The sequence below is a fragment of the Mesorhizobium sp. M8A.F.Ca.ET.165.01.1.1 genome (genome assembly GCF_004792065.1).
GTDB lineage: Bacteria > Pseudomonadota > Alphaproteobacteria > Rhizobiales > Rhizobiaceae > Mesorhizobium.
Genome location: NZ_SRTH01000003.1, coordinates 363479 through 388792, shown reverse-complemented (window position 1 = coordinate 388792; position 25314 = coordinate 363479). Strand labels below are relative to the sequence as shown.

Annotated in this window: 28 protein-coding genes; 12 read left to right on the top strand and 16 right to left on the bottom strand. The window is 63.2% G+C overall.

What is annotated here, in order from left to right; genetic code table 11:
* Positions 1–6 precede the first annotated feature (6 nt).
* Both EN808_RS11210 and EN808_RS11205 read left to right on the top strand, forming a co-directional pair.
* Positions 7–459, top strand: coding sequence for a MaoC family dehydratase (locus tag EN808_RS11210; protein WP_056572267.1), 453 nt, complete (start codon positions 7–9; stop codon positions 457–459).
* On the top strand, positions 459–1340 hold the full coding sequence (locus EN808_RS11205) for a CoA ester lyase (protein WP_127872725.1): 882 nt from the start codon (positions 459–461) through the stop codon (positions 1338–1340). Before EN808_RS11210 ends, EN808_RS11205 begins: the two co-directional genes overlap by 1 nt.
* 3 nt (positions 1341–1343) lie before the next feature.
* On the opposite strand, the gene EN808_RS11200 is transcribed toward EN808_RS11205, so the two are convergent.
* The gene (locus tag EN808_RS11200; protein WP_127277448.1) at positions 1344–1952 is read right to left on the bottom strand and encodes a flavin reductase family protein; all 609 of its coding nucleotides are present in this window, start codon (positions 1950–1952) and stop codon (positions 1344–1346) included.
* A complete protein-coding gene (locus EN808_RS11195) occupies positions 1953–2537 on the bottom strand; it encodes a nitroreductase (RefSeq protein WP_127872623.1) in 585 nt (194 codons plus the stop codon).
* A 154-nt stretch (positions 2538–2691) separates the two neighbouring features.
* On the opposite strand from EN808_RS11195, the gene EN808_RS11190 reads away from it, so the two are divergent.
* Positions 2692–3654, top strand: a complete 963-nt coding sequence (locus tag EN808_RS11190; RefSeq protein WP_127277443.1) for a hypothetical protein — start codon at positions 2692–2694, stop codon at positions 3652–3654.
* A gap of 102 nt (positions 3655–3756) precedes the next feature.
* On the opposite strand, the gene EN808_RS11185 is transcribed toward EN808_RS11190, so the two are convergent.
* Positions 3757–4695 carry a GNAT family N-acetyltransferase gene (locus tag EN808_RS11185; protein ID WP_127872624.1) on the bottom strand — a complete coding sequence of 313 codons (939 nt, stop codon included), beginning with the start codon at positions 4693–4695 and terminating at the stop codon, positions 3757–3759.
* An 85-nt stretch (positions 4696–4780) separates the two neighbouring features.
* Positions 4781–6757: a threonine--tRNA ligase gene (thrS, locus tag EN808_RS11180; protein ID WP_135915785.1), complete on the bottom strand. Its 1977-nt coding sequence runs from the start codon at positions 6755–6757 to the stop codon at positions 4781–4783.
* Positions 6758–6792: 35 nt separating this feature from the next.
* On the opposite strand from thrS, the gene EN808_RS11175 reads away from it, so the two are divergent.
* Positions 6793–7863, top strand: a complete 1071-nt coding sequence (locus EN808_RS11175; protein ID WP_245525055.1) for a class I SAM-dependent methyltransferase — start codon at positions 6793–6795, stop codon at positions 7861–7863.
* 81 nt (positions 7864–7944) lie between these two features.
* Here EN808_RS11175 and blaOXA read toward each other — a convergent pair whose 3' ends face one another.
* A complete protein-coding gene (gene blaOXA, locus EN808_RS11170; RefSeq protein WP_135915784.1) occupies positions 7945–8763 on the bottom strand; it encodes a class D beta-lactamase in 819 nt (272 codons plus the stop codon).
* A gap of 147 nt (positions 8764–8910) precedes the next feature.
* On the bottom strand, positions 8911–9285 hold the full coding sequence (gene yidD, locus EN808_RS11165; RefSeq protein ID WP_127872627.1) for a membrane protein insertion efficiency factor YidD: 375 nt from the start codon (positions 9283–9285) through the stop codon (positions 8911–8913).
* A gap of 325 nt (positions 9286–9610) precedes the next feature.
* On the opposite strand from yidD, the gene EN808_RS11160 reads away from it, so the two are divergent.
* Complete coding sequence (locus EN808_RS11160) at positions 9611–10528, top strand: LysR substrate-binding domain-containing protein (RefSeq protein WP_135915783.1); 918 nt, start codon at positions 9611–9613, stop codon at positions 10526–10528.
* 23 nt (positions 10529–10551) lie between these two features.
* On the opposite strand, the gene EN808_RS11155 is transcribed toward EN808_RS11160, so the two are convergent.
* Both EN808_RS11155 and EN808_RS11150 read right to left on the bottom strand, forming a co-directional pair.
* The gene (locus tag EN808_RS11155) at positions 10552–10965 is read right to left on the bottom strand and encodes a cell envelope integrity protein TolA (protein ID WP_135915782.1); all 414 of its coding nucleotides are present in this window, start codon (positions 10963–10965) and stop codon (positions 10552–10554) included.
* 71 nt (positions 10966–11036) lie between these two features.
* Entirely contained in the window at positions 11037–11483 is a 447-nt protein-coding gene (locus EN808_RS11150; RefSeq protein WP_127277427.1) for an iron-sulfur cluster assembly scaffold protein, read from the bottom strand.
* A gap of 240 nt (positions 11484–11723) precedes the next feature.
* Between EN808_RS11150 and folE the strand changes: the two genes are divergently transcribed.
* From folE to EN808_RS37600, 5 genes are all read left to right on the top strand, one after another.
* A complete protein-coding gene (gene folE / locus EN808_RS11145; RefSeq protein WP_127277424.1) occupies positions 11724–12359 on the top strand; it encodes a GTP cyclohydrolase I FolE in 636 nt (211 codons plus the stop codon).
* Between the two features lie 42 nt (positions 12360–12401).
* Positions 12402–12863, top strand: a complete 462-nt coding sequence (hisI, locus tag EN808_RS11140; RefSeq protein WP_127277422.1) for a phosphoribosyl-AMP cyclohydrolase — start codon at positions 12402–12404, stop codon at positions 12861–12863.
* Between the two features lie 84 nt (positions 12864–12947).
* Complete coding sequence (locus EN808_RS11135) at positions 12948–13919, top strand: patatin family protein (protein WP_127872630.1); 972 nt, start codon at positions 12948–12950, stop codon at positions 13917–13919.
* 87 nt (positions 13920–14006) lie between these two features.
* On the top strand, positions 14007–14333 hold the full coding sequence (locus tag EN808_RS37605; protein ID WP_281041753.1) for a dihydrofolate reductase family protein: 327 nt from the start codon (positions 14007–14009) through the stop codon (positions 14331–14333).
* Positions 14334–14365: 32 nt separating this feature from the next.
* Positions 14366–14563: a dihydrofolate reductase family protein gene (locus EN808_RS37600; RefSeq protein ID WP_281041766.1), complete on the top strand. Its 198-nt coding sequence runs from the start codon at positions 14366–14368 to the stop codon at positions 14561–14563.
* Positions 14564–14586: 23 nt separating this feature from the next.
* On the opposite strand, the gene recJ is transcribed toward EN808_RS37600, so the two are convergent.
* From recJ to EN808_RS11090, 8 genes are all read right to left on the bottom strand, one after another.
* Positions 14587–16368, bottom strand: a complete 1782-nt coding sequence (gene recJ, locus EN808_RS11125; RefSeq protein WP_135864349.1) for a single-stranded-DNA-specific exonuclease RecJ — start codon at positions 16366–16368, stop codon at positions 14587–14589.
* A 180-nt stretch (positions 16369–16548) separates the two neighbouring features.
* Complete coding sequence (locus EN808_RS11120; RefSeq protein ID WP_127281084.1) at positions 16549–16770, bottom strand: DUF6434 domain-containing protein; 222 nt, start codon at positions 16768–16770, stop codon at positions 16549–16551.
* 72 nt (positions 16771–16842) lie between these two features.
* Positions 16843–17826: a class II fructose-bisphosphatase gene (glpX, locus tag EN808_RS11115; protein ID WP_135864345.1), complete on the bottom strand. Its 984-nt coding sequence runs from the start codon at positions 17824–17826 to the stop codon at positions 16843–16845.
* A gap of 201 nt (positions 17827–18027) precedes the next feature.
* Entirely contained in the window at positions 18028–18195 is a 168-nt protein-coding gene (locus tag EN808_RS11110) for a Thivi_2564 family membrane protein (protein ID WP_081295122.1), read from the bottom strand.
* Positions 18196–18261: 66 nt separating this feature from the next.
* Entirely contained in the window at positions 18262–18618 is a 357-nt protein-coding gene (locus EN808_RS11105; RefSeq protein ID WP_127280821.1) for a hypothetical protein, read from the bottom strand.
* A gap of 118 nt (positions 18619–18736) precedes the next feature.
* Positions 18737–20050, bottom strand: a complete 1314-nt coding sequence (locus tag EN808_RS11100) for a homoserine dehydrogenase (protein WP_127280820.1) — start codon at positions 20048–20050, stop codon at positions 18737–18739.
* 37 nt (positions 20051–20087) lie between these two features.
* The gene (locus EN808_RS11095) at positions 20088–21305 is read right to left on the bottom strand and encodes an LL-diaminopimelate aminotransferase (RefSeq protein ID WP_127872635.1); all 1218 of its coding nucleotides are present in this window, start codon (positions 21303–21305) and stop codon (positions 20088–20090) included.
* Between the two features lie 62 nt (positions 21306–21367).
* On the bottom strand, positions 21368–21760 hold the full coding sequence (locus tag EN808_RS11090; RefSeq protein ID WP_127279869.1) for a hypothetical protein: 393 nt from the start codon (positions 21758–21760) through the stop codon (positions 21368–21370).
* A gap of 98 nt (positions 21761–21858) precedes the next feature.
* Between EN808_RS11090 and phaC the strand changes: the two genes are divergently transcribed.
* A complete protein-coding gene (gene phaC / locus EN808_RS11085; protein ID WP_127279868.1) occupies positions 21859–23694 on the top strand; it encodes a class I poly(R)-hydroxyalkanoic acid synthase in 1836 nt (611 codons plus the stop codon).
* A gap of 215 nt (positions 23695–23909) precedes the next feature.
* Positions 23910–25154 carry a YcbK family protein gene (locus tag EN808_RS11080; RefSeq protein WP_127279867.1) on the top strand — a complete coding sequence of 415 codons (1245 nt, stop codon included), beginning with the start codon at positions 23910–23912 and terminating at the stop codon, positions 25152–25154.
* Positions 25155–25314 lie beyond the last annotated feature (160 nt).

Here is a 25314-nt window from a genome sequence, read left to right as displayed (position 1 = left end):
ACGGAAATGGCCGGGCTATATCTCGAGGAGTTTGTTGTCGGCCATGTCTTCCAGCACACGCTGCGCAAGACCGTCACCGAGAGCGACAACATGCTGTTTTCGGTGATGACGCTGAACCCGCAGCCGCTGCATATCGACTTCGATTTCGCCGCCAAGAGCGAATGGGGCAAGCCGCTGGTCAACTCGCTGTTCACGCTCGGCCTGATGATCGGCATCTCGGTCAACGACATCACGGTCGGCACCACGGTCGCCAATCTCGGCATGAAGGAAACCGTGTTTCCGCACCCGGTCTTCCATGGCGACACCATCCGTGTCGAAACATCGGTCGTCTCGGTGCGCGAGTCCAAGTCGAAGCCCGACCGTGGCATCGTCGAATTCGAGCACCGCGCCTACAACCAGCATGGCGATCTGGTCGCCAAATGCACCAGGCAAGCGATGATGCTGAAGAAGGCGGCCTGATGCGCTCGCTGCTGTTCGTTCCCGGCGATTCCGAGCGGAAGCTGGAAAAGGGATTCGGCGCCGGCGCCGACGTGGTCATCGTCGATCTCGAGGATTCCGTGGCGCCGCGGAACAAGGCGCAGGCGCGCGAGATAGCGGCGCGCTTCATCCTCGAACGCAGGGGGCAAACCAACCCGGCGATCTATGTCAGGGTCAATGACCTCTCGACCGGGCTGACGGACGATGATCTTGCCAAGCTCGTTCCGGCAAGGCCGGACGGCATCATGCTGCCAAAATCGAACAGCGGCCAGGATATGCAGCAGCTCGCAGCCAAGCTCAGGGTTCGCGAGGCCGAGAACGATCTGCCCGACGGTTCGATAAAAATCCTGCCGATCATCACCGAAACTCCGGCGGGCCTGCTGGCGGCCGCGACCTATGCCGGCGCAAGCGTGCGGCTTGCCGGCCTGACCTGGGGCGCGGAAGACCTGTCGGCCGCGGTCGGCGCGCGTGCGGCCCGCGACGAGCGCGGCCACTACACCGACCTCTTCCGTCACGCCCGCCTGACAACCATCCTCGCGGCCGGGGCCGCGGAGGTCGCCGCGATCGACACCGTGTTTCCGAATTTTCGCGACATGGCGGCCTTCGCCGTGGAATGCACCGAGGCCGAACGCGACGGCTTCACCGGCAAGATGGCGATCCACCCGGATCAGGTGCCCGTCATCAACACCGCCTTCACGCCCTCGGCCGCGGCGGTGAAACAGTCGGCGGCCATCGTTGCGGCGTTCGAGGCAGCGGGAAATCCCGGCGTCGTCGGCATCGACGGCAAGATGTTCGACCGCCCGCATCTGCGGCTGGCCGAACGCCTACTGGCGCGCGCAAGGGCGGCCGGTATACACATCTGACAGCTACTTTTGTTCCCAGCGCGGTCGGCGCATCGAAAAGACCTCGTCGACGCTGGCATAGTCCATATAGCCGAGACGAGCGACATTGCCGGCCTTGGTGATGTCGAACAGGCCATCCTTCAGGAAGGCATCGTCGATATGCACGCCGATCACTTCACCGGCGACGACGACGGCGCTCGTTGGCGATCCGTCGAGCGCCTTTGGGCGAAACACTTCCGTCACCCGGCATTCGAGCGCCGCGGGTGCCGCCGCCACGCGCGGCGGCCTGACGAGACGCGACGGCGCCATGGCGAGATCGGCATAGACGAACTCGTTGACCCCGCGCGGCGCGGCGACGGACGTGTAGTTCATCTTCTCCGCAAGGTCGCGGCTGACCAGATTGGCGACGAACTCGCCGGTTTCCTGCGCGAACGAGGCGCTGTCCTTCTCGCCCTCGGAGGAAAACCAGACGATGAAAGGCCGGGTCGAGACGGCGTTGAAGAAGGAGTATGGCGCGAGATTGACCTCGCCGGCCTTGTTCAGCGTCGATATCCAGCCAATCGGACGCGGCGCCACGATCGCCTTCGACGGATCATGCGGCAGGCCATGCCCCTTGGACGGCTCGTAGAACATTCAGCCCGCCCAAGGTCCGGTATAGTCCGCATAGAGTTTTGCCGGATCGGGCCGTGGCCGCTCCGGCGCCTGGCCCGCATAAGAGCCGATATGGATGAAACCAACGACGCGCTCCTGCGGCGCCAGTCCGAGGATCGCCCTGCCCTCCGGCACGTCGGAATACCAGTTGCTGATCATGTTGGTGCCGTAGCCAAGCGCATTGGCAGATATCATCAGATTCAGCGCCGCCATGCCTCCGGACAGGAACATCTCCCATTGCGGGATTTTCGGGTTCTCCCTGGGAATTGATACGACACCGATCACCAGCGGCGCGCGCGAGAACCGCGCCAGTTCCTGGTTGCGGCGGCCTTCTGTCAACGGTCCTTCACGTTGTTCAGCCAGCGCCGCCAGTTGTCTGCCGATCTCGATGCGGGCCTCGCCGCGATAGAGGATGAAGCGCCAGGGTTCGAGCCGTCCATGGTCGGGCACGCGTGTGGCGGCGGCAATCATCGTGGCGATATCGGCGTCGCTGGGCGCAGGCTCCTTGAGATCGGGAATCGGCGCTGAATTTCGGGTCAGCAGGAAGTCGATGATCGGCGACGCCATGGGCGCAAGTCTCCTGGACATTCTGTTTTGAGCTGAAGCGCACCATCGGGAATTCGGGCGGCTCGGGCAAAGGCGCGCTAGCGCCGGGCTGAAGAGTCACGGATCGGACTCTTAAGCCTTGAAATTGCCACCGCCATGGGCTTCAACGCAAGGCATGTTTGAGGGGCGACTGCGTCTTTTCCTGGTCCGGCTCTGCGCCGCGCTGTTCCTGCTGCCGGTCTCCATGGCTGTCGCGCAGGAAAAGGATGGCGTTGGCGACCTGAAACTTCCCGGAATTTCGAGCTATGCGACGCCGAAGAGCGGGACCCCGCTGGCGCTTGGCGGCGGTGGCGCCATCACCCTGTCGGCCCAGTTGACCGACAAGGGCACCGACATCACCCGCGGTCTCGTCTGGCGCGTCTTCAAGCCTGAAGCCGTCAACGGCAAATTGCCGATGGTCGCCTCCGCGCATGGCGGCAGCGCCGTCTTCCAGCTCGAACCCGGCAGCTATCTGGTCCACGCCTCTTATGGCCGCGCCGGCGCCACCAAGCGCATCACCGTCGGCAAGGAAGCCAAGCGAGAAAGCCTGGTGCTCGATGCCGGCGGCCTGAAGCTCGACGCGGTCCTGTCCGGAGGCGTGCGCATTCCGCCGAAAAAACTGCGCTTCTCGATCTATGAGGGCACCGCCGAGGCCAATGGCGACCGCGCACTGATCATCCCCGATGTCGAACCCAACAGCGTCGTGCGACTCAATGCCGGCATCTACCACGTCGTCTCGACCTACGGCGCGGTCAATGCCGTCATCCGCTCCGACATCCGCGTCGAGGCCGGCAAGCTGACCGAAGCCACCGTCGAGCATCACGCCGCCGAAATCACGATGAAGCTGGTGCGCGAAGCGGGTGGCGAAGCGATCGCCGACACATCCTGGTCACTGCTCAACGAATCCGGCGATCCGATCAAGGAAACCGTCGGCGCTTTCGCCTCGATGGTGCTCGCCGAAGGCGACTACACCATCATCGCCAAGAACCGCGACCGGATCTATCAGAAGGATTTCACGGTCGTGGGCGGGCAGAACCAGGAAATCGAGGTTCTCGCCACCGAAGCAGCGGCCATGGATCCGGAAGAAGGCGCGGACTGAAGCAATTCCAGCAAAGGTGCGAAGCGGTTTGGCGTCCGGAATTGCGTAAAAGCAAAGAGACGGCGCATTGGAGGCGATCTCGTTTTCGCCGGAGATACTCCTTTAGGCCGCCAGTTTCGTTCGAGCCGGCAGGAAAGGAATGCGCCGACGCGGCAGCTCTGGCGCCAGGTCGAACACGCCGCGATAAAGGCGATCGAGCAACGCTTTGCGGTCGCGCAACGGCTCCAGTTCGCTCCAGCTGAGCACATTGCCGACGCGCACCTCGATCGCCTTGCCGGACAACCGCGCGAATTCACGGATGAGCAGCGAGGTGCGCAAGGTCAGCGAGGCCTTGCCGACGAATTTGGCCACGCGCCCGTCGCGCTCGGCCATGTTCATCGGCCCGCTGACCAGATGGAAAAGCCTGCCGTTCTGCCCGGAGAAATGCATGGGGATGACCGATGCCTTGGCTTCCTGGACGAGACGGGCCGGAAACATCTTCCATGGCAGGTCGCGCGCCCGGCCAAAACCCTTTGGCGCGGTGGCGACGCCGCCGGCCGGAAACACCACGATGGTGACGCCTTCCTTGAGCAGCCGCACCGCTTCATGGCGCACCGCCATGTTGTTCTTCACCGCGTCCTTGGTCTCGGAAAAGTCGATTGGCAGCGAATAGGGCCCCATCTCGCGAATCCTGAGCAGATCCTTGTGGATCATCACTCGAAAAGGTCGCCCGAGTTGCTCTGCCAGTGACAGCACGGCGATGCCGTCGCCAATGCCGAAGGGATGGTTGGCAATGATCACCAGCGGCGTGTCGGGCAATTGCGCGGGCGGCCATTGGTCGGGCGTTCGCACGCCTACATCGATGAGGTCCAGCATGCGGCTGAACACACGCTCACCGGTCGGCACAACCTGATGGCGCCAGAATTCATAGAGCGCTGCGAACCGGTCGCGCCCCGAAAGGCCTTCCACCGAATGAATGAACCAGCGCGCCAGAGCCGGCTGGTGCGGGTTGGCATAGGAAAGCTCGGGAAATGGTCGTTCGCGCGATTTCAGCTTGAGCATAGCGTTCCGGTACAACATCGCCGTGACAGGGATATGAAAATGGCGGTGGATCGCTCCACCGCCATTCGATCGAAAACAGTCCGAATCAAGCAGCGCGCTTGCGTCGGCGATCAGGTGTGACCGCTTCTTCGGTCAGCCGTTCGATCGCTTTGGCAAGGCCAAGCGATTCCTGGTCGCGCGAACCGAGCCGGCGGATATTGACGGTCTGCTCCTCCGCCTCGCGCTTGCCGCAGACGAGGATGACCGGCACCTTGGCCAGGCTGTGCTCACGGACCTTGTAGTTGATCTTCTCGTTGCGCAGATCGGCTTCCGCCAACAGCCCGGCGGCTTTCAGCTTCGCCACGACCTCGTTCGCATAGCTGTCGGCGTCCGACGTGATGGTCGCCACCACCACCTGCAGCGGTGCGAACCACAGCGGGAAATGGCCGGAATAGTTCTCGATCAGGATGCCGAGGAACCGCTCCATCGAGCCGCAGATGGCGCGATGCACCATGACAGGCTGCTTCTTCTCGGAATCCGAGCCGATGTAGAAGGCGCCAAAACGCTCCGGCAGGTTGAAGTCGACCTGCGTCGTGCCGCATTGCCATTCGCGGCCGATCGCATCCTTCAGCACATATTCGAACTTCGGCCCGTAGAAGGCGCCCTCGCCCGGATTGATCGAGGTCTTGATCCGATTGCCGGAGCGCGTCCTGATCGTTTCCAGCACGCTGCCCATGATCGCCTCGGCATGATCCCATGCCTCGTCGGTGCCGACGCGCTTGTCCGGCCGCGTCGACAGCTTGACGCTGATTTCGTCGAAACCGAAATCGGCGTAGGTCGACAGGATCAGGTCGTTGATGCGCAAGCACTCGGAAGCCAGCTGTTCCTCGGTGCAGAAGATATGCGCATCGTCCTGCGTGAAGCCGCGCACGCGCATCAGCCCGTGCAGCGCGCCCGATGGCTCGTAGCGATGCACATTGCCGAATTCCGCAAGCTTTACGGGTAGATCTCGGTATGACTTCAACCCATGCTTGAAAATCTGCACGTGACCCGGGCAGTTCATCGGCTTCAGCGCGAAGACGCGGTCATCGTCGGTTTCATCGCCGGCGACCGTCACCTTGAACATGGCGTCGCGGTACCAGCCCCAGTGGCCCGACGTCTCCCACAGGCTCTTGTCGAGTACCTGGGGGGCATTGACCTCCTGATAGCCCTGCTCGTCGAGGCGGCGACGCATGTAGTTGACCAGGTTCTGGAACATCTTCCAGCCCTTGGCGTGCCAGAAAACCACGCCCGGCCCCTCTTCCTGGAAATGGAACAGGTCCATTTCGCGGCCAAGCTTGCGGTGGTCGCGCTTCTCGGCCTCCTCCAGCATCGTCTGGTAGGCCTCGAGCTGCGCCTGGTCGGCCCAGGCCGTGCCATAGATGCGTGTCAGCATCGGGTTGTTCGAATCGCCGCGCCAATAGGCGCCGGCCACCTTCATCAGCTTGAAGGCGTTGCCGATCTGGCCGGTCGAGGCCATGTGCGGACCACGGCAAAGGTCGAACCAGTCGCCCTGCGCATAGATCTTGAGATCCTGATCCTCGGGAATGGCGTCGATCAGTTCGAGCTTGTAGCGCTCGCCCTTGTCGGCAAAGACCTTTTTTGCCCTGTCGCGCGACCAGACCTCTTTGGTGAACGGCTTGTTGCGCGCGATGATCTCGCGCATCTTCTTCTCGATCACCGGGAAATCGTCCGGGGTGAACGGCTCGTTGCGGGCAAAGTCGTAATAGAATCCGTTCTCGATCACCGGCCCGATGGTCACCTGCGTTCCCGGCCACAATTCCTGAACGGCTTCCGCCAGCACGTGCGCGGTGTCATGGCGGATGAGTTCCAGCGCACGCGGGTCTTCGCGGGTGATGATCTCGACCTTGCCGGATTTGCCCACGGGGTCACTGAGGTCGCGCACGGTGCCGTCGATGGCATAGGCCACGGCCTTCTTGGCCAGCGACTTGGAGATCGACTCGGCAAGGCCGGCACCGGTCATTGCCGCGTCGTAGTCGCGGACGGAGCCATCGGGAAATGTCAGGGAAACGGAATTCAGCATATGGTTCTCCTATCCAGTCCCGCAAACGAGCGCGGGTGGTTGAAAGGCATGTCGCCCAAAAATGTATGGCGGTCCTGGATTACGACATGCACAAGATAAAGCCGGAAGCGCCAATCACATGGACAAACGGCAGCGCGCGGGTTTTAGAGGCAGTGCCGGGCCAGGTAAAGAGTGCTGACTGGCCCGGCCGTCAGGAAATGTCGGCAGAGATGTCGCAGACACGTCGCCCAGGCTTGCGCACATCCCCGCAATCGTCTGGAATTGTCGATATGGAAAACGCGACACCCAGCCGAACCGCCCTTGGCGTCGCCCGCATGAGGGCTCTGCATCAATTTTCACCGCAGGCAGGGTTGTTTCGCGATGCCTACGCGATCGCGATTCTGGGTGAAGCCGCTCCCGCGGCGCAGGAGCTTGAGCAGGAAGACGAGCGCCGCCTGCGCATGCGCCTGTTCGTAGCAGCGCGCGCCCGCTTCGCCGAGGACTGGCTGGCGGCGGCAGTGCGTCGCGGTGTCCGCCAACTCGTCGTACTTGGCGCCGGCCTCGATACGTTTTCGCTGCGCAATCCGTATCCGGACCTCAGCGTGTTCGAAGTCGATCACCCGGCCACGCAAGCCTGGAAACGCAAATGCATTGCCGATAGCGGTCTTGCCGAGCCAGCCGCCACCAGATTCGTGCCGGTCGATTTCGAGCGGCAAAGCCTGTCTGCGGAACTGGCCGAGGCCGGTTTGCAGTCGACCGCGCCGGCCTTCTTCATCTGGCTGGGGGTCGTACCCTACCTGACGAAGGAAGCGATCTTCAACACATTGTCCTGGATAGCCGGTATCCCCGGCTCGGAGGTCGTGTTCGACTACAGCGAGCCGACCGAGAACCGCGATGCGGCGGGACAGGCGGCCCAGGCCTTCCATGCGGCGCGCGTCGCGTCTGTCGGGGAGCCTTGGATCAGCTTCTTTGTTCCGGCAGAGCTGGCGAAATCCCTGACTGAACTCGGCTTCGACGAGATCGAAGATCTCAAGAGCGGCGATATCGCCGCTCGCTTTTCCGGAGCACCGAAGGCAATGACGAGCAATTCCGGCGGCCACATCATCCGCGCCCGCCGAAGCGCTTAAGCAAATCCAGGAAAAGCGTGCAGCGGTTTTCCCGGGAGAAGCGCGTAGCGCTTCCCCTTGGGAATTGCGTGGAAATCAAACTCATTTCATCAGCTGCGGCAGGTCCTTCAGGAACGCGGCCCGTGTCGCCAACCCCTTCGGCATGTCGGTCCGCTTCGCATCGACGACGAGCCGGGCGAACACGATCTGGCGGCCGTCTTTCCGCGCCCAGCCGACAAACCAGCCGAGCGAGCGCTTGTCCTTGCCGCCCTCGCCGAGCCTGGTGCTGCCGGTCTTGCCCTGAACGGCCCAATTGCCGGCCTTGAAGCTCGGTATGATAGCCCGTGTCATTTCATGCGCCTTGGCCGACACTGGCATAGTGCCGGCGAGCAGTTGCCGCAGGAAGGCGACCTGTTCGACCGGCGTGATCTCGAGCGAGGAGTTCACCCAGGAATGGGTCAGTCCGTCATCCTTGCCGGGTTTGCCGGAAACGTCGCCGTTGCCGTAGTTGAGCTTCGATACGTAGCCGGCAAACTTCTCGGCTCCAAGCCTGCGGGTGATCTCGCGTGAGAACCAGATGATGGAATCACGTTCCCAGATCGTCGGATCGACGGTTTTCTGGTCGCGCTTCACCGCCTTGAACTCAGGCTTGTAGTCCCATGCCGGAGTGTGTTGATCGGTGAGGATGCCTGCGTCGTAGCCGATCAGCGAAAGCGGCACCTTGAACGTCGATGCCGGGCTGAAGCGCTGGTCGCAGGTACCGTCCTGGTAAAGCGTCTTGCCGCTCTGGGCGTCGGCGATGAGCGTGCAGTGCACATCCGCGAGCGGCGCCGATTGAGCGCGCATCGGAAACCCCAACAGCCAGGCAAGCAGGAACAGGATTCCGGCAAAGATGAAGGGAAGACGGTCGATGTTGCGCATGGGATGCTCGCTCCAGGAGGGGTTCGCGAGCGGGCTTAGCGAGGGCTCTTGTCTCGATTTTGTCTCAAATGCGCAGTTGTTGTGCAGGCTTGCGTTAACCCTACCGGATCGTAAACCGGCGCGGCTGGCGCCGCGTGAGCAGCTTCCTCATCCCTGCGCTTCGCCTCGCTTACGGCCGATCCCCCAGTACCGCCATGGCATGAACCAGGCATAACGGGGCGCCAGAACCTCCGGCACGAGGTCGATGCCGTGCGTGCCGAATGGACCGCAGCGCAGCACGCGGAACAACCCCATCCAGCCACCGGCCCAAAGACCATGACGGGCGATTGCCTCATGCGCATATTCCGAACAGGTCGGCAGATGCCGGCAGGAATTGCCGACAAAGCCGGACAGCGTCAGTTGGTAAAGCCGCACGAGCGAGGTGCCGAGCACGCGGCCGGGCGTCTTGCGCCAAGGGCCGGGCCAATTGCGCCCGCGCCTCGACGCTCCGGCTGTATGCGCATGCCCGTGCTGGTCGCCCACTGCGATCTCCGCGTTTCCAGCTGATAGATGTGCGCTTGCGCCGGAGAACGCAATCCCGCTCGCCCCGCCGTCACGGGCGGTAACGGCGAAATGGCTGCCGGTCGACCGGAGGTGCCCACCGGCCAGGGTGGTGGGGCCACTCTTCGTGATGCCTTGCATCGCGTCTTTCGTCACGCCATTGAAACGTCGCGATCCGCATGACATCGCCAAGGATGTTCAGAAACTGGACCATGGCCGTGTCTCCTTTGACCGGACTAGACCGCTGCTGGCCTTCGCCTTCAAACGAGTATAATTTCCGCTTCGGATAATCCTGGGTTATGCGAAAATGAAGCGTGGACGCCTGCCTCTGACGGCATTGAGGAGCTTCGAGGCGGCTGGGCGGCATTTGAGCTTCAGCAAGGCCGCCGAGGAGCTTTTGGTCTCGCAGGCGGCGATCAGCCGGCAGATCCGCGAACTCGAAACCTTCCTGCGCCAACCGCTTTTCGAACGGCACCATCGCCGCGTCGAACTGACGGATGCGGGCCGCCGGCTGCTTGCTCAACTGATGACGAGTTTCGATGCAATTGACCGCCTGCTCGGCGATCTGGCCGCCACCCCGGCCCAGTTCGTGGTTCGCGTCAGCGTCGAACCTTCGCTCGCAGCGGTGTGGCTGGTGCCGAGGCTCAACCGGTTCCGGCAGTTGCGGCCCGACATCGACGTTTCCCTCGAAGTCGACCCAAGGCTGATCGAGTTCCGCAGCGACCAGCCCGAACTTGCCTTGCGTTTCAGCTCGCGCTCGACGTCATGGCCCCGTAGCGAGGCCGAACGGCTGGCTTCAACGGTCGATTCGCCGGTTCTGTCGCCGGCGCTGCTTTCATCGGGCCCGGCCCTCGAGAAGCCGGCCGATCTTGCTCGCTTCACGCTTTTGCACGAGGAAAACCGCCAGGGTTGGGCGCGCTGGTTCGAGGCGGCGGGCGTGCCTGCCGATGCCGTGCCCGCGCGCGGGCCGATGCTTGCGGACGCCTCGCTCTCGAAGCAGGCCGCGCTGCTTGGACATGGGGTGGCGCTGGGCGATATCCTTCAGATTGGCGAAGAATTGGCGACCGGGGCACTGGTCAAGCCGTTCGACATCGATGTCGCGTCCGGCGCCTATTGGCTGGTGGCCAGGAGTTTGCACGATCTCTCCGAACCGGCAGCGGCCTTCGCCGATTGGCTGAGGGGCGAATTTGCCGACAGCAGGCTGGCGCTGAAAGCGCCGGCCTGAGCCATTGCCCTGGCAAGATTCCGCTACTTTGCTTTGTATTTTTCGAGAAGTTTGTCGAGATCGTTGACGTCCAGGGGCGGATGTCCCGCCGCAGGGTCGTCTGCCGGGTTGAACGTGACGACGATGTCCCGCCACAAATCATAGTGGGCGGCGTAGGATGCCAGCCCGGGAAACGGCGCGCAGCGTGTGATTGCCCGAATGGCGGCTTCGGCAACCTTATCCCGTGGCGGTGTCACGGGGCCGACGATTTTTGGCGGGCCGGCGAGCGATCCGTCCTTGTTCAGGCTGATCCGAACGCGTGCAATGCTTGTGGGCATGCTCCAACAGGCTTGGATAGCCTTCATGAGATAGTCGCCGATATCGCGCTGGACCGCTGGTTCCGCCCCGCACGAGCCGCCGCTCGACACAAGTGAAGCCGCAAGAATGCCGGCGAACATGAGGTTATTGCATGAATGACCGGCTGTGCCCTGGCTGGACCCGCCCGCCGCCGTAAGGCCAAAGCCCACGCTCAGGCCGCTTCGTCGGCGCGCTTCTTCTCGATCTGGCCGATCGCGTCGACCACCGCGTCGAAGGTCAGCATGGTGGACGCATGGCGCGCCTTGTAGTCGCGCACCGGCTCCAAATAGCTGAGGTCGGCGAAGCGGCCTTCCGGCGGCGCGCCGTTTTCCTTCAGCATCTTCAGCATGGTTTCGCGCACCGCGCGCAATTCCTCGGCGCTGGCGCCGACGACATGTTGCGCCATGATCGAGGACGATGCCTGGCCGAGCGCGCAGGCTTTCACGTCGTGGGCGAAGTCGGTAACCACGCCGTCCTCCATCTTGAGGTCGACGGTAACGGTCGAACCGCACAGCTTGGAATGCGCCTTCGCGGTCGCGTCTGGATGATCGAGCCGGCCGATGCGGGCGATGTTTCCGGCAAAACCGAGAATTTTCGCGTTGTAGACGTCGTTGATCATTATTTTCCAATCCGTCGCCGCCAAGCGAACAGCGATTGCCGTTGTTGCGTCTTTCATTCGCTCGGCACGACCATATATAATGCTGGCAGTCCGGTATCGACAAGGCGGCGAACGCCACCGTCCTTGCCGGGAAGTTCACGCCGCTTACGGGGCTGGAAACGGGGCGAGTTTCCGACACCGAAAGGTCGTGGTCCGTTCAACTCGTTCCTCCTGAGAGAGGAACTACGGGAGACGCCTTTTATGGATGCCGTCATCAAGAAGCTCATGCCCCAGTCCGCCTACATGGAAAAGCCGGTCACCGACCGCCCGAGCGAAGCCGAAGTCGAGGCTGCCGTGCACACCTTGCTACGTTGGACCGGCGACAATCCGGATCGCGAGGGTTTGATCGACACCCCCAAGCGCGTGGCCAAGGCCTACCGTGAAATGTTCGGCGGCTACGACATGTGCCCGGCGGACGAGCTCGGCCGCACCTTCGAGGAGGTCGCCGGCTACGATGACCTGGTCATCGTCAAGGACATCCAGTTCCATTCGCATTGCGAGCATCACATGGTGCCGATCATCGGCAAGGCGCATGTCGGCTATCTGCCCGACGGCAAGGTGGTCGGCCTGTCGAAGATCGCCCGCGTCGTCGATATCTTCGCCCATCGCCTGCAGACGCAGGAAGCGTTGACCGCGCAGATTGCCGGTGTCATCCAGGACGTACTCAACCCGCGCGGCGTCGCCGTCATGATCGAGGCCGAGCACATGTGCATGGCCATGCGCGGCATCCGCAAGCAGGGCTCAACCACGCTGACCTCAACCTTCACCGGCGTCTTCAAGGATACGCCTGAAGAGCAGGTTCGTTTTGTCACCATGGTGCGCGGCGGCGGGGCGTGAGCCCCTTGCCGACGTCACGGTCAACAGGAAAATAGACCTGATATGTCGGCACTGGAATTCCCGAAAGCTCCGTCAGACAAGAAGACCCTGGAAGAAGGCGCGGTGTTCTCGCCGCGCTTCGACGCCAACGGCCTGGTCACCGTCGTCGTCAGCGATGCCGCCGACGGCATGCTGCTGATGGTCGCGCATATGAATGCGCAAGCGCTGGCACTGACGCTGGAGACAGGCATCGCCCACTACTGGTCGCGCTCGCGCAACACGCTCTGGAAGAAGGGCGAAACCTCTGGCAATTTCCAGCATGTCGTCGAGATGCTCACGGATTGTGACCAGGATGCGTTGTGGTTGCGCGTGAAAGTGTTGGGCCACGACGCAACTTGTCACACTGGCCGACGTTCATGCTTTTATCGGACGGTGGGGCTGATCGACGGCAAGGGGACGCTTGCCGACGACGGCAGCAAGCCGCTGTTCGATGCGGAAAACACGTATCGGAAGCCATCAGCTTGAACCTTCTGCCTCACATCAACCACACAGATTCATCATTTCGATACGGCCCATCCGTATATTAGCTTTGGGACAAGGGAGATCATGATGCTCGAATGGGCGTCATTGCGTAGCAGACCAGACGTCAGGGAGGCCAACGGCCTGTCCTCGACCGGCGGCGCATCCGAAACAAAATCCCCCAAGAAAACAGGTATTTCGCTGGCGCTCGGCGGCGGTTGCGCCAGAGGCTGGGCGCATATCGGCGTGCTGCGCGCGCTCGATGAAGCCGGCATCGAAGTTTCGATGATTGCCGGTACCTCGATCGGTGCTCTGGTCGGCGGCTGTTATCTTGCCGGCAAACTGGATGAGCTGGAAGAGTTCGCCCGCAGCCTCACCAGACGGCGCATCTTCGGCCTGCTCGATCTCAACCTGCGCGGCAGCGGCCTCTTCGGCGGCATGAAACTGGACGCGCGCCTGCGCGAGCACGTGGCCGGTATCCGCTTCGACGATCTGCCAAAGCCGTTTGTCTGCGTCGCATCGGAAATCCGCACCGGCCACGAGATCTGGCTGTCGAGCGGTTCGCTGATCACGGCCATGCGCGCATCCTACGCACTGCCCGGCGTGTTCGAGCCGGTCGATTGCAATGGTCGTGTGCTGGTCGACGGCGCGCTGGTCAATCCGGTGCCCGTTTCGGTCTGCCGCGCCTACGAGCAGCCGCTCGTCGTGGCGGTCAACCTGCACTACGACCTGTTCGGCCGCGCCGCCGTGATCAAGCACAGTGCCGGCGAACTGGTTATCGAAAAGGACGCCCCAAGGCCCGGCCAGGTCAACGCCCAGCACCAATCGCACCAGACGCGTCTGGGCATCACCGGCGTGATGGTCGAAGCCTTCAACATCATCCAGGACCGCATTTCGCGCGCCAGGCTTGCCGGGGATCCGCCTGACATGTCGCTGCAGCCCAAGCTCAGCCACATCGGCCTGACCGAATTCCACCGGGCCGACGAAGCGATCCAGCTCGGTTACCAGGCGACGATGGCGCAGATCGGCGAACTGACGCGGCTGCAGACGGTTCTCGCCTAGATCATCTAACTCTATGCGCTTGCGCACAAACTGATTGCAAGATGCAATTGGTCATGGTGATCTGCGCCAATTGAAGCGGAGGTGCCGATGGCCAGGATTGTCTATTCCATGCTGACGTCGTTGGACGGCTACATCGCCCGATCGGACGAGGACATCGGCTTGCCGGTACCCGAAGCAGAGCTGCACCAGCATTTCAACGACATGATGAGACAGGCCCCCGCCGTGCTCGCGGGACGGCGCATGTACGAGACCATGCGCTTCTGGGACAACCCTGAGCGCGAGACCGGCGCCACCGAGGTCGAGCGGGATTTTGCCCGTGCATGGCGGGAGACGCCGAAGATCGTCTTCTCGACCACGCTTCAGCAAGTCGGGGCCAATGCCCGGCTGGTGGATGACGATGCGAGAACACGGTAAAGTCTCTCAAGGCACGGGCCGATGGCCTCGTCATCCTCGGCGGCGCCGATCTTGCGGCGTCCCTGGCACGAGCCGGTCTCATTGATGAATACCGGCTCTACATGCATCCTGTGGTGGTGGGTGGCGGCAAGCCATACTTCCAATCCGGCCTGTCGCTGACGCTGAAACCGCTCGGCACGGAAAGTCTTACCCAGGGCGTGACGTTGCTGCGTTATGCACCGGCCAGCTGAATTGCCCGGTTTCCGCCGCGCGGCTATGCCCGCGCAGCATCGATGATGCGAAACTGCACCGTGCGGTTGCCGTTCCAGTGATTGCCCGACAGCGAGCCGGCGACATGCACGGTCTTGCCTCGGTTCTTGAACAGGAATTCGCCAAGCACGGTGTCGACGGCGCGAAAGGCGATCGCCTGGATGCGGCCGCCGCTCTCCGACTGCAAATCAGCCCGAATATGGTTGGTGCCGACCGGCCTGATATCGACCAGCCGATGGCGCGGCAGCACGAAAACCGGCGCGACATGCCCGGCGCCGAAGGGGCCCGCCTTCTCCAGCGCGTCGAGCAGGCCGAGCGTCGCGCCTTCCGCGGCAAGCGCGCCGTCGATCGCCAGGCTTTCCTCATCCTGCAACCGGAAAACGTCGGCAGCCGCGCGCTCCTCGAAGAAGGCCCTGAGTTCGCCCAGCCTTGCGCGCTCGACGGTGATGCCGGCGGCCATGCCATGGCCGCCGCCCTTGACGATGAGCCCGGCAATGGCCGCCTCGCGTACCAGCCGGCCAAGATCGAAACCCGACACCGAACGGCCCGAACCGGTACCGATGCCCACAGCGTTGAAGGCTATGGCGAAAGCCGGCCGCCGCGCATGATCCTTCAATCGCGAGGCCAGCAGGCCGACAATGCCGGGATGCCAGTTGTTGCTGGCGGTGACGACGATCGCCGGGCCGCTGCCGCCCGCCAGCTCGGCATCGGCCTCGGCGCGCGCGGCGGCAAGCATCTCCTGCTCCATCAGCTGCCGCTCCTGGTTCAGCCGGTCGAGCGTCTCGGCGATGGTCTGCGCCTCGACCGGATCGTCCGTTGCAAGCAGCCGGCTGCCGAGCGCCGCATCGCCGATGCGTCCGCCCGCATTGATGCGCGGGCCGATCAGATAGGCGAGATGGAAGGTGCTGATCGGCTCGCCGATGCGCGACACCCGCGCAAGGGCAGCCATCCCTTCATTCTTCTGCTGCCGCGCCATTTGCAGGCCCTTGACGACGAAGGCGCGATTGACGCCGGTGAGCGGCACCACGTCGCAGACGGTCGCAAGCGCCACGAGATCGAGCAGGGAAAGCAGGTCCGGCGGCGCGGCGTCGGTCATCGCGCGCAGCACCTTCGCAGTCTGCACCAGAGCGAGAAAGACCACGCCGGCGGCACAGAGATGGCCCTGCCCGGAAAGGTCGTCGTCGCGATTGGGATTGACGACGGCATGCGCCGCCGGTAGCGCGCCGCCAACCTGGTGGTGGTCCAGCACCACGACATCGGCGCCCGCCTCCTTGGCTGCCTCGACGGAAGCGGCGCTGTTGGTGCCGCAATCGACGGTGACGATCAGCGTCGCGCCGCGCGAGACCAGTTCGCGCATGGCATCGGGATTGGGACCGTAGCCTTCGAAAATACGATCCGGGATATAGATTTCCGACGGCACCGAGAAATGCGCGAGAAACCGCTTCAGCAAGGCCGACGAGGCCGCGCCATCGACGTCGTAGTCACCGAAGATCGCTATTTTTTCCCGGGCCACGACGGCGGCGGCGATGCGGATGGCGGCCTTGTCCATGTCGGTCAATGAGGCCGGGTTCGGCAACAGGTCGCGGATCGTCGGGTCGAGAAACCGCTCGGTCTCATCAGCGGTCACGCCGCGTCCGGCAAGAACGCGCGCGACGATGTCCGGCACGCCATGGCCTTGCGCGATGGCGAGCGCGATCATGTCCTGCCGTTCGGTCAGCCGGTGCTCCCAGGAGAGACCGGTAGCCGACTGCCTGACATCGAGGAAGAGGCGCCTTTCGCCTGTCATGCGCTTTGCCAACTCATGGTTGGCCGCAGAATAATGCATGTCGCCAAAAAGTGTGCAGCGGTTTTGGGATAACCACATGCACAAACAACACCCGAAAGCGCGTCGCGTTAACGCGACGCGCTTTAGGGCCAAAGGCCGGCAAGGCCAAGCGGTTCGCGGCAGTAGGCGTCGCAGAAGAATTCAAGAACAACTACGCTTTCCGCTTTTCAGCCTGTCGTCGGCTGCATCTCCCCTCGTCTTTTCCCGACCGTCCTTGAGCCAGGCCATGAAGGGTCGATCGAACCTGAACGTGACGCCGCATTCACGGGTGAGAAAGCGGCGCGCGTTCTGGGTGTTGCGATAGGATTTTGTGATGGGAGTGGCACGCAGGATCGGATCCGCGTGCCAGTCAAACGCCTTCATCGTCAATCCTTGCGCGGCCAGGTTCAGATGCCGCCAATGGCTAACAACTGCGACCCGGCTCCGCAAGCAGGTCTAGAACTTATCCAGATCCTGGTGCCGGGCCTTGATCTCCCGCACGGTGCGCGACGAGGAGCGCAGCACGATCGTATGCGTGGTGATGTAGGTGCGGCCGAACCTGACGCCGGCCAGCATGTTGCCGTCGGTGACGCCGGTGGCCGCGAACAGCACGTCGCCGCGCGCCATGTCCTCGGCCCGATAAACCCGCTTCGGATCGGCAATGCCCATCTTTGCCGCACGGGCGATCTTCTCCGGCGTATCGAGGATCAGCCTGCCTTGCATCTGGCCGCCGGTGCAGCGCAGCGCGGCCGCGGCCAGAACGCCTTCCGGCGCGCCTCCGGTACCGAGATAGATGTCGATGCCGGTTTCTTCCGGGTCGGTGGTGTGAATGACGCCGGCGACGTCGCCGTCGCCGATCAGGCGGATCGCGGCGCCGGTGGCACGCACGGCGTCGATCAGCTTGGCGTGGCGCGGCCGGTCGAGGATGCAGGCCGTGATGTCGGATACGGCGGCGCCCTTCGCCCGGGCGACACTGGCGATGTTGTCCGCCGGCGATGCATCGATGTCGATGACGCCTTCTGCATAACCAGGGCCGATCGCGATCTTGTCCATGTAGACGTCGGGTGCGAACAGCAGGCTGCCCTTCTCGGCGATCGCGATCACGGCGAGCGCGTTCGGCAGGTTCTTGGCGCAAATCGTCGTGCCTTCGAGCGGATCAAGCGCGATATCGACCGCCGGGCCTTTGCCGGTACCGACCTCTTCGCCGATATAGAGCATCGGCGCCTCGTCCCGCTCGCCCTCGCCGATCACCACCGTGCCCTTGATGGCAAGGCGGTTGAGCTCCTCGCGCATGGCGTCGACTGCGACCTGGTCGGCGGCCTTTTCGTCGCCGCGGCCGCGCAGCCTGGCGGCCGCGACGGCGGCTCGTTCGGTGACGCGCACCAGTTCCATGGTGAGTATCCGGTCAAGGCCGGCGACGATATTCTGGGCCACATTCATTCGGCAAATCCTCGTTTGACGCCGCCTCCCGCCGGAGGCGCGCCTGTTTTGTCAAACGAGCATGACAACGGCAAGACCTGCCGCCAGTTTTATCGAAAGGATAGCAATATCAATCGATTGAACCTTATTCTTGAAACAATGCCGGCCCGGTTCGAGACGAAACGGGCCGGCAGGAAACAGGAAGTTGCCGCCCTTGGTTGCCTAGAAAACCGCGAGGTATTTGAGCAGCGAAATAATGCCGATGATGATGACGATGATCTGCACGATCTGCCTCATTCTGGCATCGAGCGGCAGCCGCTGCACCAGATAGAGAACGAGAATGATGACGAGAAACGTGATCAGGATGCCGATCAACACGGACGAAGCCATGGTGCCCTCCTTCAATGATGTCCTGAAAAGAAACGAGCCGGCATAGCCGGCTCAATACCGACGCGCTCAGTACCAGCGGCGCGACGTGTCGTTCATCGACTGGCCGACGGCGATCCCGGCCAGAAAGCCGAGCAGGCCGATAAGGCCAACCACGGCGGTCGTCGTGCCCGGATTTTCGCGCGCGACGTCCGAAACCGCCTGGGCCTGGCTGCGCAACTGCTGTGCCGTCCGCGAGGCACGCGAAGCGGCTGTCTCGTAGAAATCCGATGCCTGTTCGCTGGCATCATCGAGCATTTCCGCGCTGCGCGCCGAAATGCTCTTGTTGATCTTGGTGATCTCCTTGCGCAGGTCGGCGATCTGCTTTTCCAGCGTCTTCTGGATGTCGCCGATGTCAGGGCTGTCGGATTTGTTGGTATCGGCCATGAAGCGGCTCCCTTGGTTGCTGACCAAGAGAACGGCGCCGACGCCAATTCGTTCCGGGATATCCTCATCGAACCGAAATGCGCCGGCAGTGGTTATGCCCAGAGATTCCGGGGGCCTGCTACCCTGCCCGCTCGATGCGGATGACCTGCGGCTTGTCGGTCAGATGGCCGTCCTTGGTGATGCCGTCGACGGCCTTGCGCACGGCGGCCTCGGTGGTCTCGTGGGTGACGAGGATCACTGTCTTCTGCGCCGCCGCCTCGCCGCTGACCGCATGCTGGACGATCGATTCCAGCGAAATATCATTGTCGGCCATACGCTTTGCGATCGCCGCGAACACGCCGATGCGGTCATGCACGGTCAGCCGGATGAAGTAGCCGCCGGCATGGCTGCGCATCTGCGCCTTCCTGTAGGGTTTCAGCTCCTTCGCCGGCCGGCCGAAGACAGGACCATGCTGGAAGCCGGGCCGGCTCTTGGCGATGTCGGCGACGTCGCCGATGACCGCCGAGGCGGTGGCATTGCCGCCGGCGCCGGGGCCGGAGAGCAGCAATTCGCCCAGAATATCGGTCTCGATGGCCACCGCATTGGTGACGCCGTGCACCTGCGCGATGACGGAAGCCGTCGGCACCATGGTCGGATGGACGCGCTGCTCGATACCGCTCTCCGTGCGCTGGGCGACACCGAGCAGCTTGATCCGGTAGCCGAGATCGCCTGCCGCACGGATGTCGGCCTGGGTGATGTTGGAAATGCCTTCCATGTAGATGTCGTTCGCCGCGATCCTGGTGCCGAAGGCTAGGCTGGTCAGAATCGAGAGCTTGTGCGCGGTGTCATGGCCCTCGATGTCGAAGGTCGGATCGGCTTCGGCATAGCCCAGCCGCTGCGCGTCCTTCAGCACGACGTCGAAGGAGACGCCCTCGGCCTCCATGCGGGTCAGGATATAGTTGCAGGTGCCGTTGAGAATGCCGAACACACGGTTGACCGAGTTGCCGGCCATCGCTTCACGCATCGTCTTGATGACGGGAATGCCACCTGCTACAGCGGCCTCGTAGTTGAGCAGCACGCCCTTCTTCTCGGCGATTTCGGCAAGCGCCACGCCATGCTTGGCAAGCAGCGCCTTGTTGGCGGTGACGACATGACGGCCGGCTTCGAGCGCGGCTTTCACCGAGGCCCGCGCCGGCCCCTCATCGCCGCCGATCAGCTCGACGAAAACGTCGAGCTCGGCGGTCTGCGCCATCTTAACCGGATCGTCGAACCAGTTCGCGGCGCTTAGATCGATGCCACGGTCGCGTTTCCGGTCGCGCGCCGAAACCGCCGACACGATGATGTCGCGCCCGCATTGGCGGGTCAGTTCCGTCGCCTTGTCGCGCAACACGCGCGCCACCGATGCGCCGACCGTGCCGAGTCCGGCAATTCCAACACGCAGTGCTTCAGCCATGGAAGGCGACGCCCCTCAAATCAGATCGAATTTGTATTTACCGGTGGGCGGAAAGCGGCACCACATTGTTGGGCTGCTTGGCGCTGGTCGACAGGAAGCGCTTGATGTTGCGCGCCGCCTGGCGGATCCGGTGCTCGTTCTCGACCAGCGCCACGCGCACGAAATCATCGCCATGCTCGCCAAAACCGACACCGGGCGCCACCGCCACATCGGCGTGTTCGATGAGCAGCTTGGAGAATTCGAGCGAGCCGAGATGACGGAACGGCTCCGGGATCGGCGCCCAGGCGAACATCGAGGCCGCTGGTGCGGGAACGGTCCATCCGGCGCGGCCGAAGGCATCGACCATCACGTCGCGGCGCTTGTGATAGATGTCACGCACCTCGGCGATATCGGCGCCGTCGCCATTGAGCGCGTGCGCGGCCGCCACCTGGATCGGCGTGAAGGCACCGTAATCGAGATAGGATTTGACCCGGGTCAGCGCCGAGATCAGCCGCTCATTGCCGACGGCGAAGCCCATGCGCCAACCGGGCATGGAGAAGGTCTTCGACATCGAGGTGAACTCGACGCAGACGTCCATGGCGCCCGGCACCTGCAGCACGGAAGGCGGCGGATTGCCGTCGAAGTAGATTTCCGAATAGGCAAGGTCGGACAGGATGATGATGTCGTTCTTCTTGGCGAAGGCCACCACGTCCTTGTAGAAATCGAGCGAGGCCACCAGCGCCGTCGGGTTCGACGGATAGTTGAGGATCAGCGCCAGCGGCTTCGGGATCGAATGGCGGACGCCGCGCTCGAGCGCTGGGATGAAGCCGTCATCGGGCTCGACCTGCAGCGAACGGATGACGCCGCCCGACATGATGAAGCCGAAGGCGTGGATCGGATAGGTCGGATTGGGGCACAGGATCACGTCGCCGGGCGCGGTGATCGCCTGCGCCATGTTGGCGAAGCCTTCCTTCGAGCCAAGCGTGGCCACCACCTGGGTGTCGGGGTTGAGCTTCACGCCGAAGCGGCGGGCATAGTAGTTTGCCTGGGCGCGGCGCAGGCCGGGAATGCCGCGCGATGAGGAATAGCGGTGCGTGCGCGGATCGCGCACGACCTCGCATAATTTGTCGACGATGGCCTTGGGCGTCGGCAGGTCCGGATTGCCCATGCCGAGGTCGACGATGTCGGCGCCGCGCGAACGGGCGCTGGCCTTGAGCCGGTTGACCTGCTCGAACACATAAGGCGGAAGCCGGCGGACCTTGTGAAATTCTTCCATGGCAGTTCCAGACAGCAAAGGGAGCCCCGGATATGTTAGGGCATTGGGCGCGCGCTATATACTCATTTGCAGGTAGGGTCGAGGGCGGGGTCGCATTTGCCTTCGATCTGCGTCAGCGTCTGCGGACCATGTTTCTTCGCGAGATCGGTTAGCGCCGCCTGGTTGGTGACGGCAGCGCCGCCTCTTTTGGCACGCTGCGCGTTCTCGTCGGCCTTCAACTGGGCCAGCTTGGCGTTCTTCTCGGCCTCGGTGAACTGTTTCGCCGCCACTTGCGGCGGGATGTTGAGGTTCGGAAAGGTGCCGGTATCCTTCGGCCCCGCGTCGGTGGCCATCGGCACCGGACCGCCGGTATTCGTGCTCGAGCATCCGGCGATGGCCACGAACATGATCGCAGCGCCGATGCGGAAAAAATGGCCCGCACCGAAAAAAACAGTCTCGCCAAACTTAATCGTCATATTGTTTCCTTGGCAGCCGGGGTAGAGCGAGATTGGACCCTGTCGGATGTCCCATGTTAATATGTCAAGAAAACGCTTCCGGAGGAACCCCGCGAACCATGTCCAAAACACCCGATTCGGGCAAAGCGGAAGATGGCGGACCTTCGACGGTCGAGCAATATCTGGTGAAGGACCCGGAACGCTTCGCGCTGAACATGGCGCGGATGATCGAACAGGCCGGCAAGGCGGCGTCCGCCTGGGCTGAACCGCGCGAAAAGGGTGAGGTGCGCGACCACGTCGCCGAGCCTGTCGTCGACATGGTCAAGACTTTCTCCAAGCTCAGTGAATACTGGCTTGCCGATCCGCAGCGCGCGCTCGAAGCGCAGACGCGGCTGTTCGCCGGCTATATGACGGTTTGGGCGAACGCCATCCAGCGCGTCAGCCCCAACGCCGAGGGTGCCGACGATGCCGTCAAGCCGGAGCGCGGCGACAAGCGCTTCCAGGATCCGGAATGGGGCCGCAACGCCTTCTTCGATTTCCTCAAGCAGGCCTATCTCGTCACCTCGCGCTGGGCGTCCGAACTGGTCGACCACGCCGAAGGCCTGGACGAGCATACCCGCCACAAGGCGAGCTTCTACGTCAAGCAGGTATCCAACGCCATCTCGCCGTCCAATTTCATCCTGACCAATCCCGAATTGTTTCGCGAAACCGTCGCCTCCAACGGCGAGAACCTGGTGCGCGGCATGAAGATGCTGGCCGAGGACATCGCCGCAGGCAAGGGCGACCTGAAATTGCGCCAGGCCGACTATTCGCCCTTCGAGATCGGCAGGAACATCGCCACCACGCCCGGCAAGGTGGTCGGGCGCAGCGATGTCGCCGAGATCATCCAGTATGATGCGGCGACCGAGACGGTGCTGAAGCGCCCACTGCTGATCTGCCCGCCCTGGATCAACAAGTTCTACATCCTCGATCTCAACCCGCAGAAATCCTTCATCCGCTGGGCGATCGAGCAAGGCCACACCGTTTTCGTCATCTCCTGGATCAATCCGGACGAACGTCACGGCGCCAAGAACTGGGAAGCCTATATCCGGGAGGGCCTGCAATACGGCCTCGACACGATCGAGAAGGCGACCGGCGAACGCGACGTCAACGCGATCGGCTACTGCGTCGGCGGCACGCTGCTGGCGGCGGCACTGGCGCTGATGGCTGGGGAAGGCGACGACCGCATCAAGTCGGCGACCTTTTTCACCACGCAGGTCGACTTCACCCATGCCGGCGATTTGAAAGTGTTCGTCGACGAGGAACAGGTCGCGGCGGTGGAAAAGTCGATGAACGAAAAAGGCTATCTCGACGGCACCAAGATGGCCACCGCCTTCAACATGCTGCGCTCGGGTGACCTGATCTGGCCCTATGTCGTCAACAACTACATGCGCGGCAAGGATCCCCTGCCCTTCGACCTGCTCTACTGGAACGCCGATTCGACCCGCATGGCGGCGGCCAACCATTCCTTCTACCTGCGCAACTGCTATCTCGAGAACAACCTCTCGCGCGGCACGATGGAGCTGGCGGGCCACACGGTCTCGCTCGGCGATGTCACCATCCCGGTCTACAATCTCGCCTCCCGGGAAGACCACATCGCGCCGGCGCTGTCCGTCTTCCTCGGCTCGAAATATTTCGGCGGCCCGGTCGAGTACGTGATGGCGGGATCGGGACATATAGCGGGCGTCGTCAATCCGCCCGCATCCAACAAGTACCAGTACTGGACCGGCGGCCCGCCGAAAGGCGACTTCGATCAGTGGATAGAAAGGGCCACGGACCATCCCGGATCCTGGTGGCCGCATTGGCAAAGCTGGATAGAGGCCAAGGACAACACCCGCGTACCTGCCCGCAAACCCGGCAAGCATATGAAAACCTTGGGCGATGCTCCCGGTACCTATGTCAAGGTGCGTGTGTAACGGACTGTAATGTGTGGTGAGTTGACGGCCCCCTAAAAGCGGGCGAAATGGTGTCGTCAACCATCAAGCAGCCGCAATTCGGCAATCGCTGCAAAAATACTTACAGGCTTGCTGATTTGACACAGGTCTCGTTTCCGGATCGGAGACAAAGGTCACCCTGACGCGGACATGCCAGTCAGCGACACGGATGTACCGACCGGACGTCGAGGGGGAATTTGACTTTGAAATCAGCAGGATGGAGCCTCGCAAAGGGAGAACGCCGCGCCATTGTGGCAGCGCTCTGCTCCGTGCTTCTGGCCTCCTGCACATCGGCTGGCGACCCGACGATGTCGGTTGGAATGCCGGGCTATAATGCTTCCGCATCGGACATCCACGCCGCCTCCACGGGCAAGCCCCCAGCCGCCACCGATTCGTCGTCGCAGGTGGCGACGGAGCAGACGACCGTGATGAGCGAAAGCGACGCGGCACTCCCCGAGACAGTTGCCTACGTACCCGTGGCCAAGCCCCAGGCCGCTTTCCCGCTTCCCACGCCGGCCGGCGCGGAAACGATCGCGGGACAGACGCCGCAGGCCCTGCAGCAGCCGGTACAGACGGCGCAGCAGACCGACGCGGTCGCCCAGAAGATCGCCGCCGCCGATGCCGCCGCGACGGCGCCGAAGCCGGCTGCGGCACCGGTGATGAACAATCCGGTCTATGTGACCGCCGGCGAGGCGCCGCAAGCCGAGGCTCCGAAGAAGAAAGGCTTCCTGGCCTCGATGTTCGGCGCCACCCCCGCTTCGGCGACGCCCGCGCCGCTGCTCAACCCACGATCGGGCGAACAGCCGACCGTGCAGGCCAAGCCCGCTCCGGCAAAGCCGATCATCACTTTGGCCTCGGCCGATTCCACGGCAAAGCCGATACAGTTGGCTTCGACCGGTGACGAAGCCGGTCACATCACCGGTAGCGATGCCTTGCCCGGCGTGCGCCAGACGGCCCTGTTCGAGATCAAGCGCAAATCCGGCCTCGACGACGAAAGCGACGTCGACCTCAACGAGGACGAAGGCTCGGGTGGCAGCTATCAGGTTGCGTCGGCCGCCGGCATGGCCCGCCTGGCGCCCAACGGTCTCCTGAAGCAGAATGAGAGCGTGGACGTCGCCTGCCTGAAGCCGTCCCTCGTGCGCGTGCTGAAGACGATCGAAGGCCACTACGGCCGCAAGATGATGGTGACCTCCGGCTATCGCGACCCGGCCCGCAACCGCCGCGCCAACGGCGCCAAGAATTCGCTGCACATGTATTGCGCCGCCGCCGACATCCAGGTGCCCGGCGTCTCCAAATGGGAGCTGGCGAACTACATCAGGACCATGCCAGGCCGCGGCGGCGTCGGCACTTATTGCCACACCGAATCGGTCCATGTCGACGTCGGCCCCGAGCGCGACTGGAACTGGCGCTGCCGCCGGCGCAGTGGCGGTGGCGACGGCTGACAGCGTCAATGGACCTGAGCCTGTTGGGCTCCGCCAATAGCGCTCCCGTGAACCTTCAAGATTGGCCGAAGCCGGCTCGACTTCGTCACTCCTGTGCGAAGCAGACGCGAAGCCTTGCCGCGACGGCCCGAGGACGACGAAGCGACTGACGTCACCGCAA

Bases quoted from the DNA above. Each gene is read 5' to 3' on its own strand.
- EN808_RS11210 (WP_056572267.1), top strand. From the start codon at position 7: ATGGCCGGGCTATATCTCGAGGAGTTTGTTGTCGGCCATGTCTTCCAG.
- EN808_RS11205 (WP_127872725.1), top strand. From the start codon at position 459: ATGCGCTCGCTGCTGTTCGTTCCCGGCGATTCCGAGCGGAAGCTGGAA.
- EN808_RS11200 (WP_127277448.1), bottom strand. From the start codon at position 1,952: ATGTTCTACGAGCCGTCCAAGGGGCATGGCCTGCCGCATGATCCGTCG.
- EN808_RS11195 (WP_127872623.1), bottom strand. From the start codon at position 2,537: ATGGCGTCGCCGATCATCGACTTCCTGCTGACCCGAAATTCAGCGCCG.
- EN808_RS11190 (WP_127277443.1), top strand. From the start codon at position 2,692: ATGTTTGAGGGGCGACTGCGTCTTTTCCTGGTCCGGCTCTGCGCCGCG.
- EN808_RS11185 (WP_127872624.1), bottom strand. From the start codon at position 4,695: ATGCTCAAGCTGAAATCGCGCGAACGACCATTTCCCGAGCTTTCCTAT.
- thrS (WP_135915785.1), bottom strand. From the start codon at position 6,757: ATGCTGAATTCCGTTTCCCTGACATTTCCCGATGGCTCCGTCCGCGAC.
- blaOXA (WP_135915784.1), bottom strand. From the start codon at position 8,763: ATGCGCAACATCGACCGTCTTCCCTTCATCTTTGCCGGAATCCTGTTC.
- EN808_RS11160 (WP_135915783.1), top strand. From the start codon at position 9,611: ATGAAGCGTGGACGCCTGCCTCTGACGGCATTGAGGAGCTTCGAGGCG.
- EN808_RS11155 (WP_135915782.1), bottom strand. From the start codon at position 10,965: ATGTTCGCCGGCATTCTTGCGGCTTCACTTGTGTCGAGCGGCGGCTCG.
- EN808_RS11150 (WP_127277427.1), bottom strand. From the start codon at position 11,483: ATGATCAACGACGTCTACAACGCGAAAATTCTCGGTTTTGCCGGAAAC.
- folE (WP_127277424.1), top strand. From the start codon at position 11,724: ATGGATGCCGTCATCAAGAAGCTCATGCCCCAGTCCGCCTACATGGAA.
- hisI (WP_127277422.1), top strand. From the start codon at position 12,402: ATGTCGGCACTGGAATTCCCGAAAGCTCCGTCAGACAAGAAGACCCTG.
- EN808_RS11135 (WP_127872630.1), top strand. From the start codon at position 12,948: ATGCTCGAATGGGCGTCATTGCGTAGCAGACCAGACGTCAGGGAGGCC.
- EN808_RS37605 (WP_281041753.1), top strand. From the start codon at position 14,007: ATGGCCAGGATTGTCTATTCCATGCTGACGTCGTTGGACGGCTACATC.
- recJ (WP_135864349.1), bottom strand. From the start codon at position 16,368: ATGACAGGCGAAAGGCGCCTCTTCCTCGATGTCAGGCAGTCGGCTACC.
- EN808_RS11120 (WP_127281084.1), bottom strand. From the start codon at position 16,770: ATGAAGGCGTTTGACTGGCACGCGGATCCGATCCTGCGTGCCACTCCC.
- glpX (WP_135864345.1), bottom strand. From the start codon at position 17,826: ATGAATGTGGCCCAGAATATCGTCGCCGGCCTTGACCGGATACTCACC.
- EN808_RS11110 (WP_081295122.1), bottom strand. From the start codon at position 18,195: ATGGCTTCGTCCGTGTTGATCGGCATCCTGATCACGTTTCTCGTCATC.
- EN808_RS11105 (WP_127280821.1), bottom strand. From the start codon at position 18,618: ATGGCCGATACCAACAAATCCGACAGCCCTGACATCGGCGACATCCAG.
- EN808_RS11100 (WP_127280820.1), bottom strand. From the start codon at position 20,050: ATGGCTGAAGCACTGCGTGTTGGAATTGCCGGACTCGGCACGGTCGGC.
- EN808_RS11095 (WP_127872635.1), bottom strand. From the start codon at position 21,305: ATGGAAGAATTTCACAAGGTCCGCCGGCTTCCGCCTTATGTGTTCGAG.
- EN808_RS11090 (WP_127279869.1), bottom strand. From the start codon at position 21,760: ATGACGATTAAGTTTGGCGAGACTGTTTTTTTCGGTGCGGGCCATTTT.
- phaC (WP_127279868.1), top strand. From the start codon at position 21,859: ATGTCCAAAACACCCGATTCGGGCAAAGCGGAAGATGGCGGACCTTCG.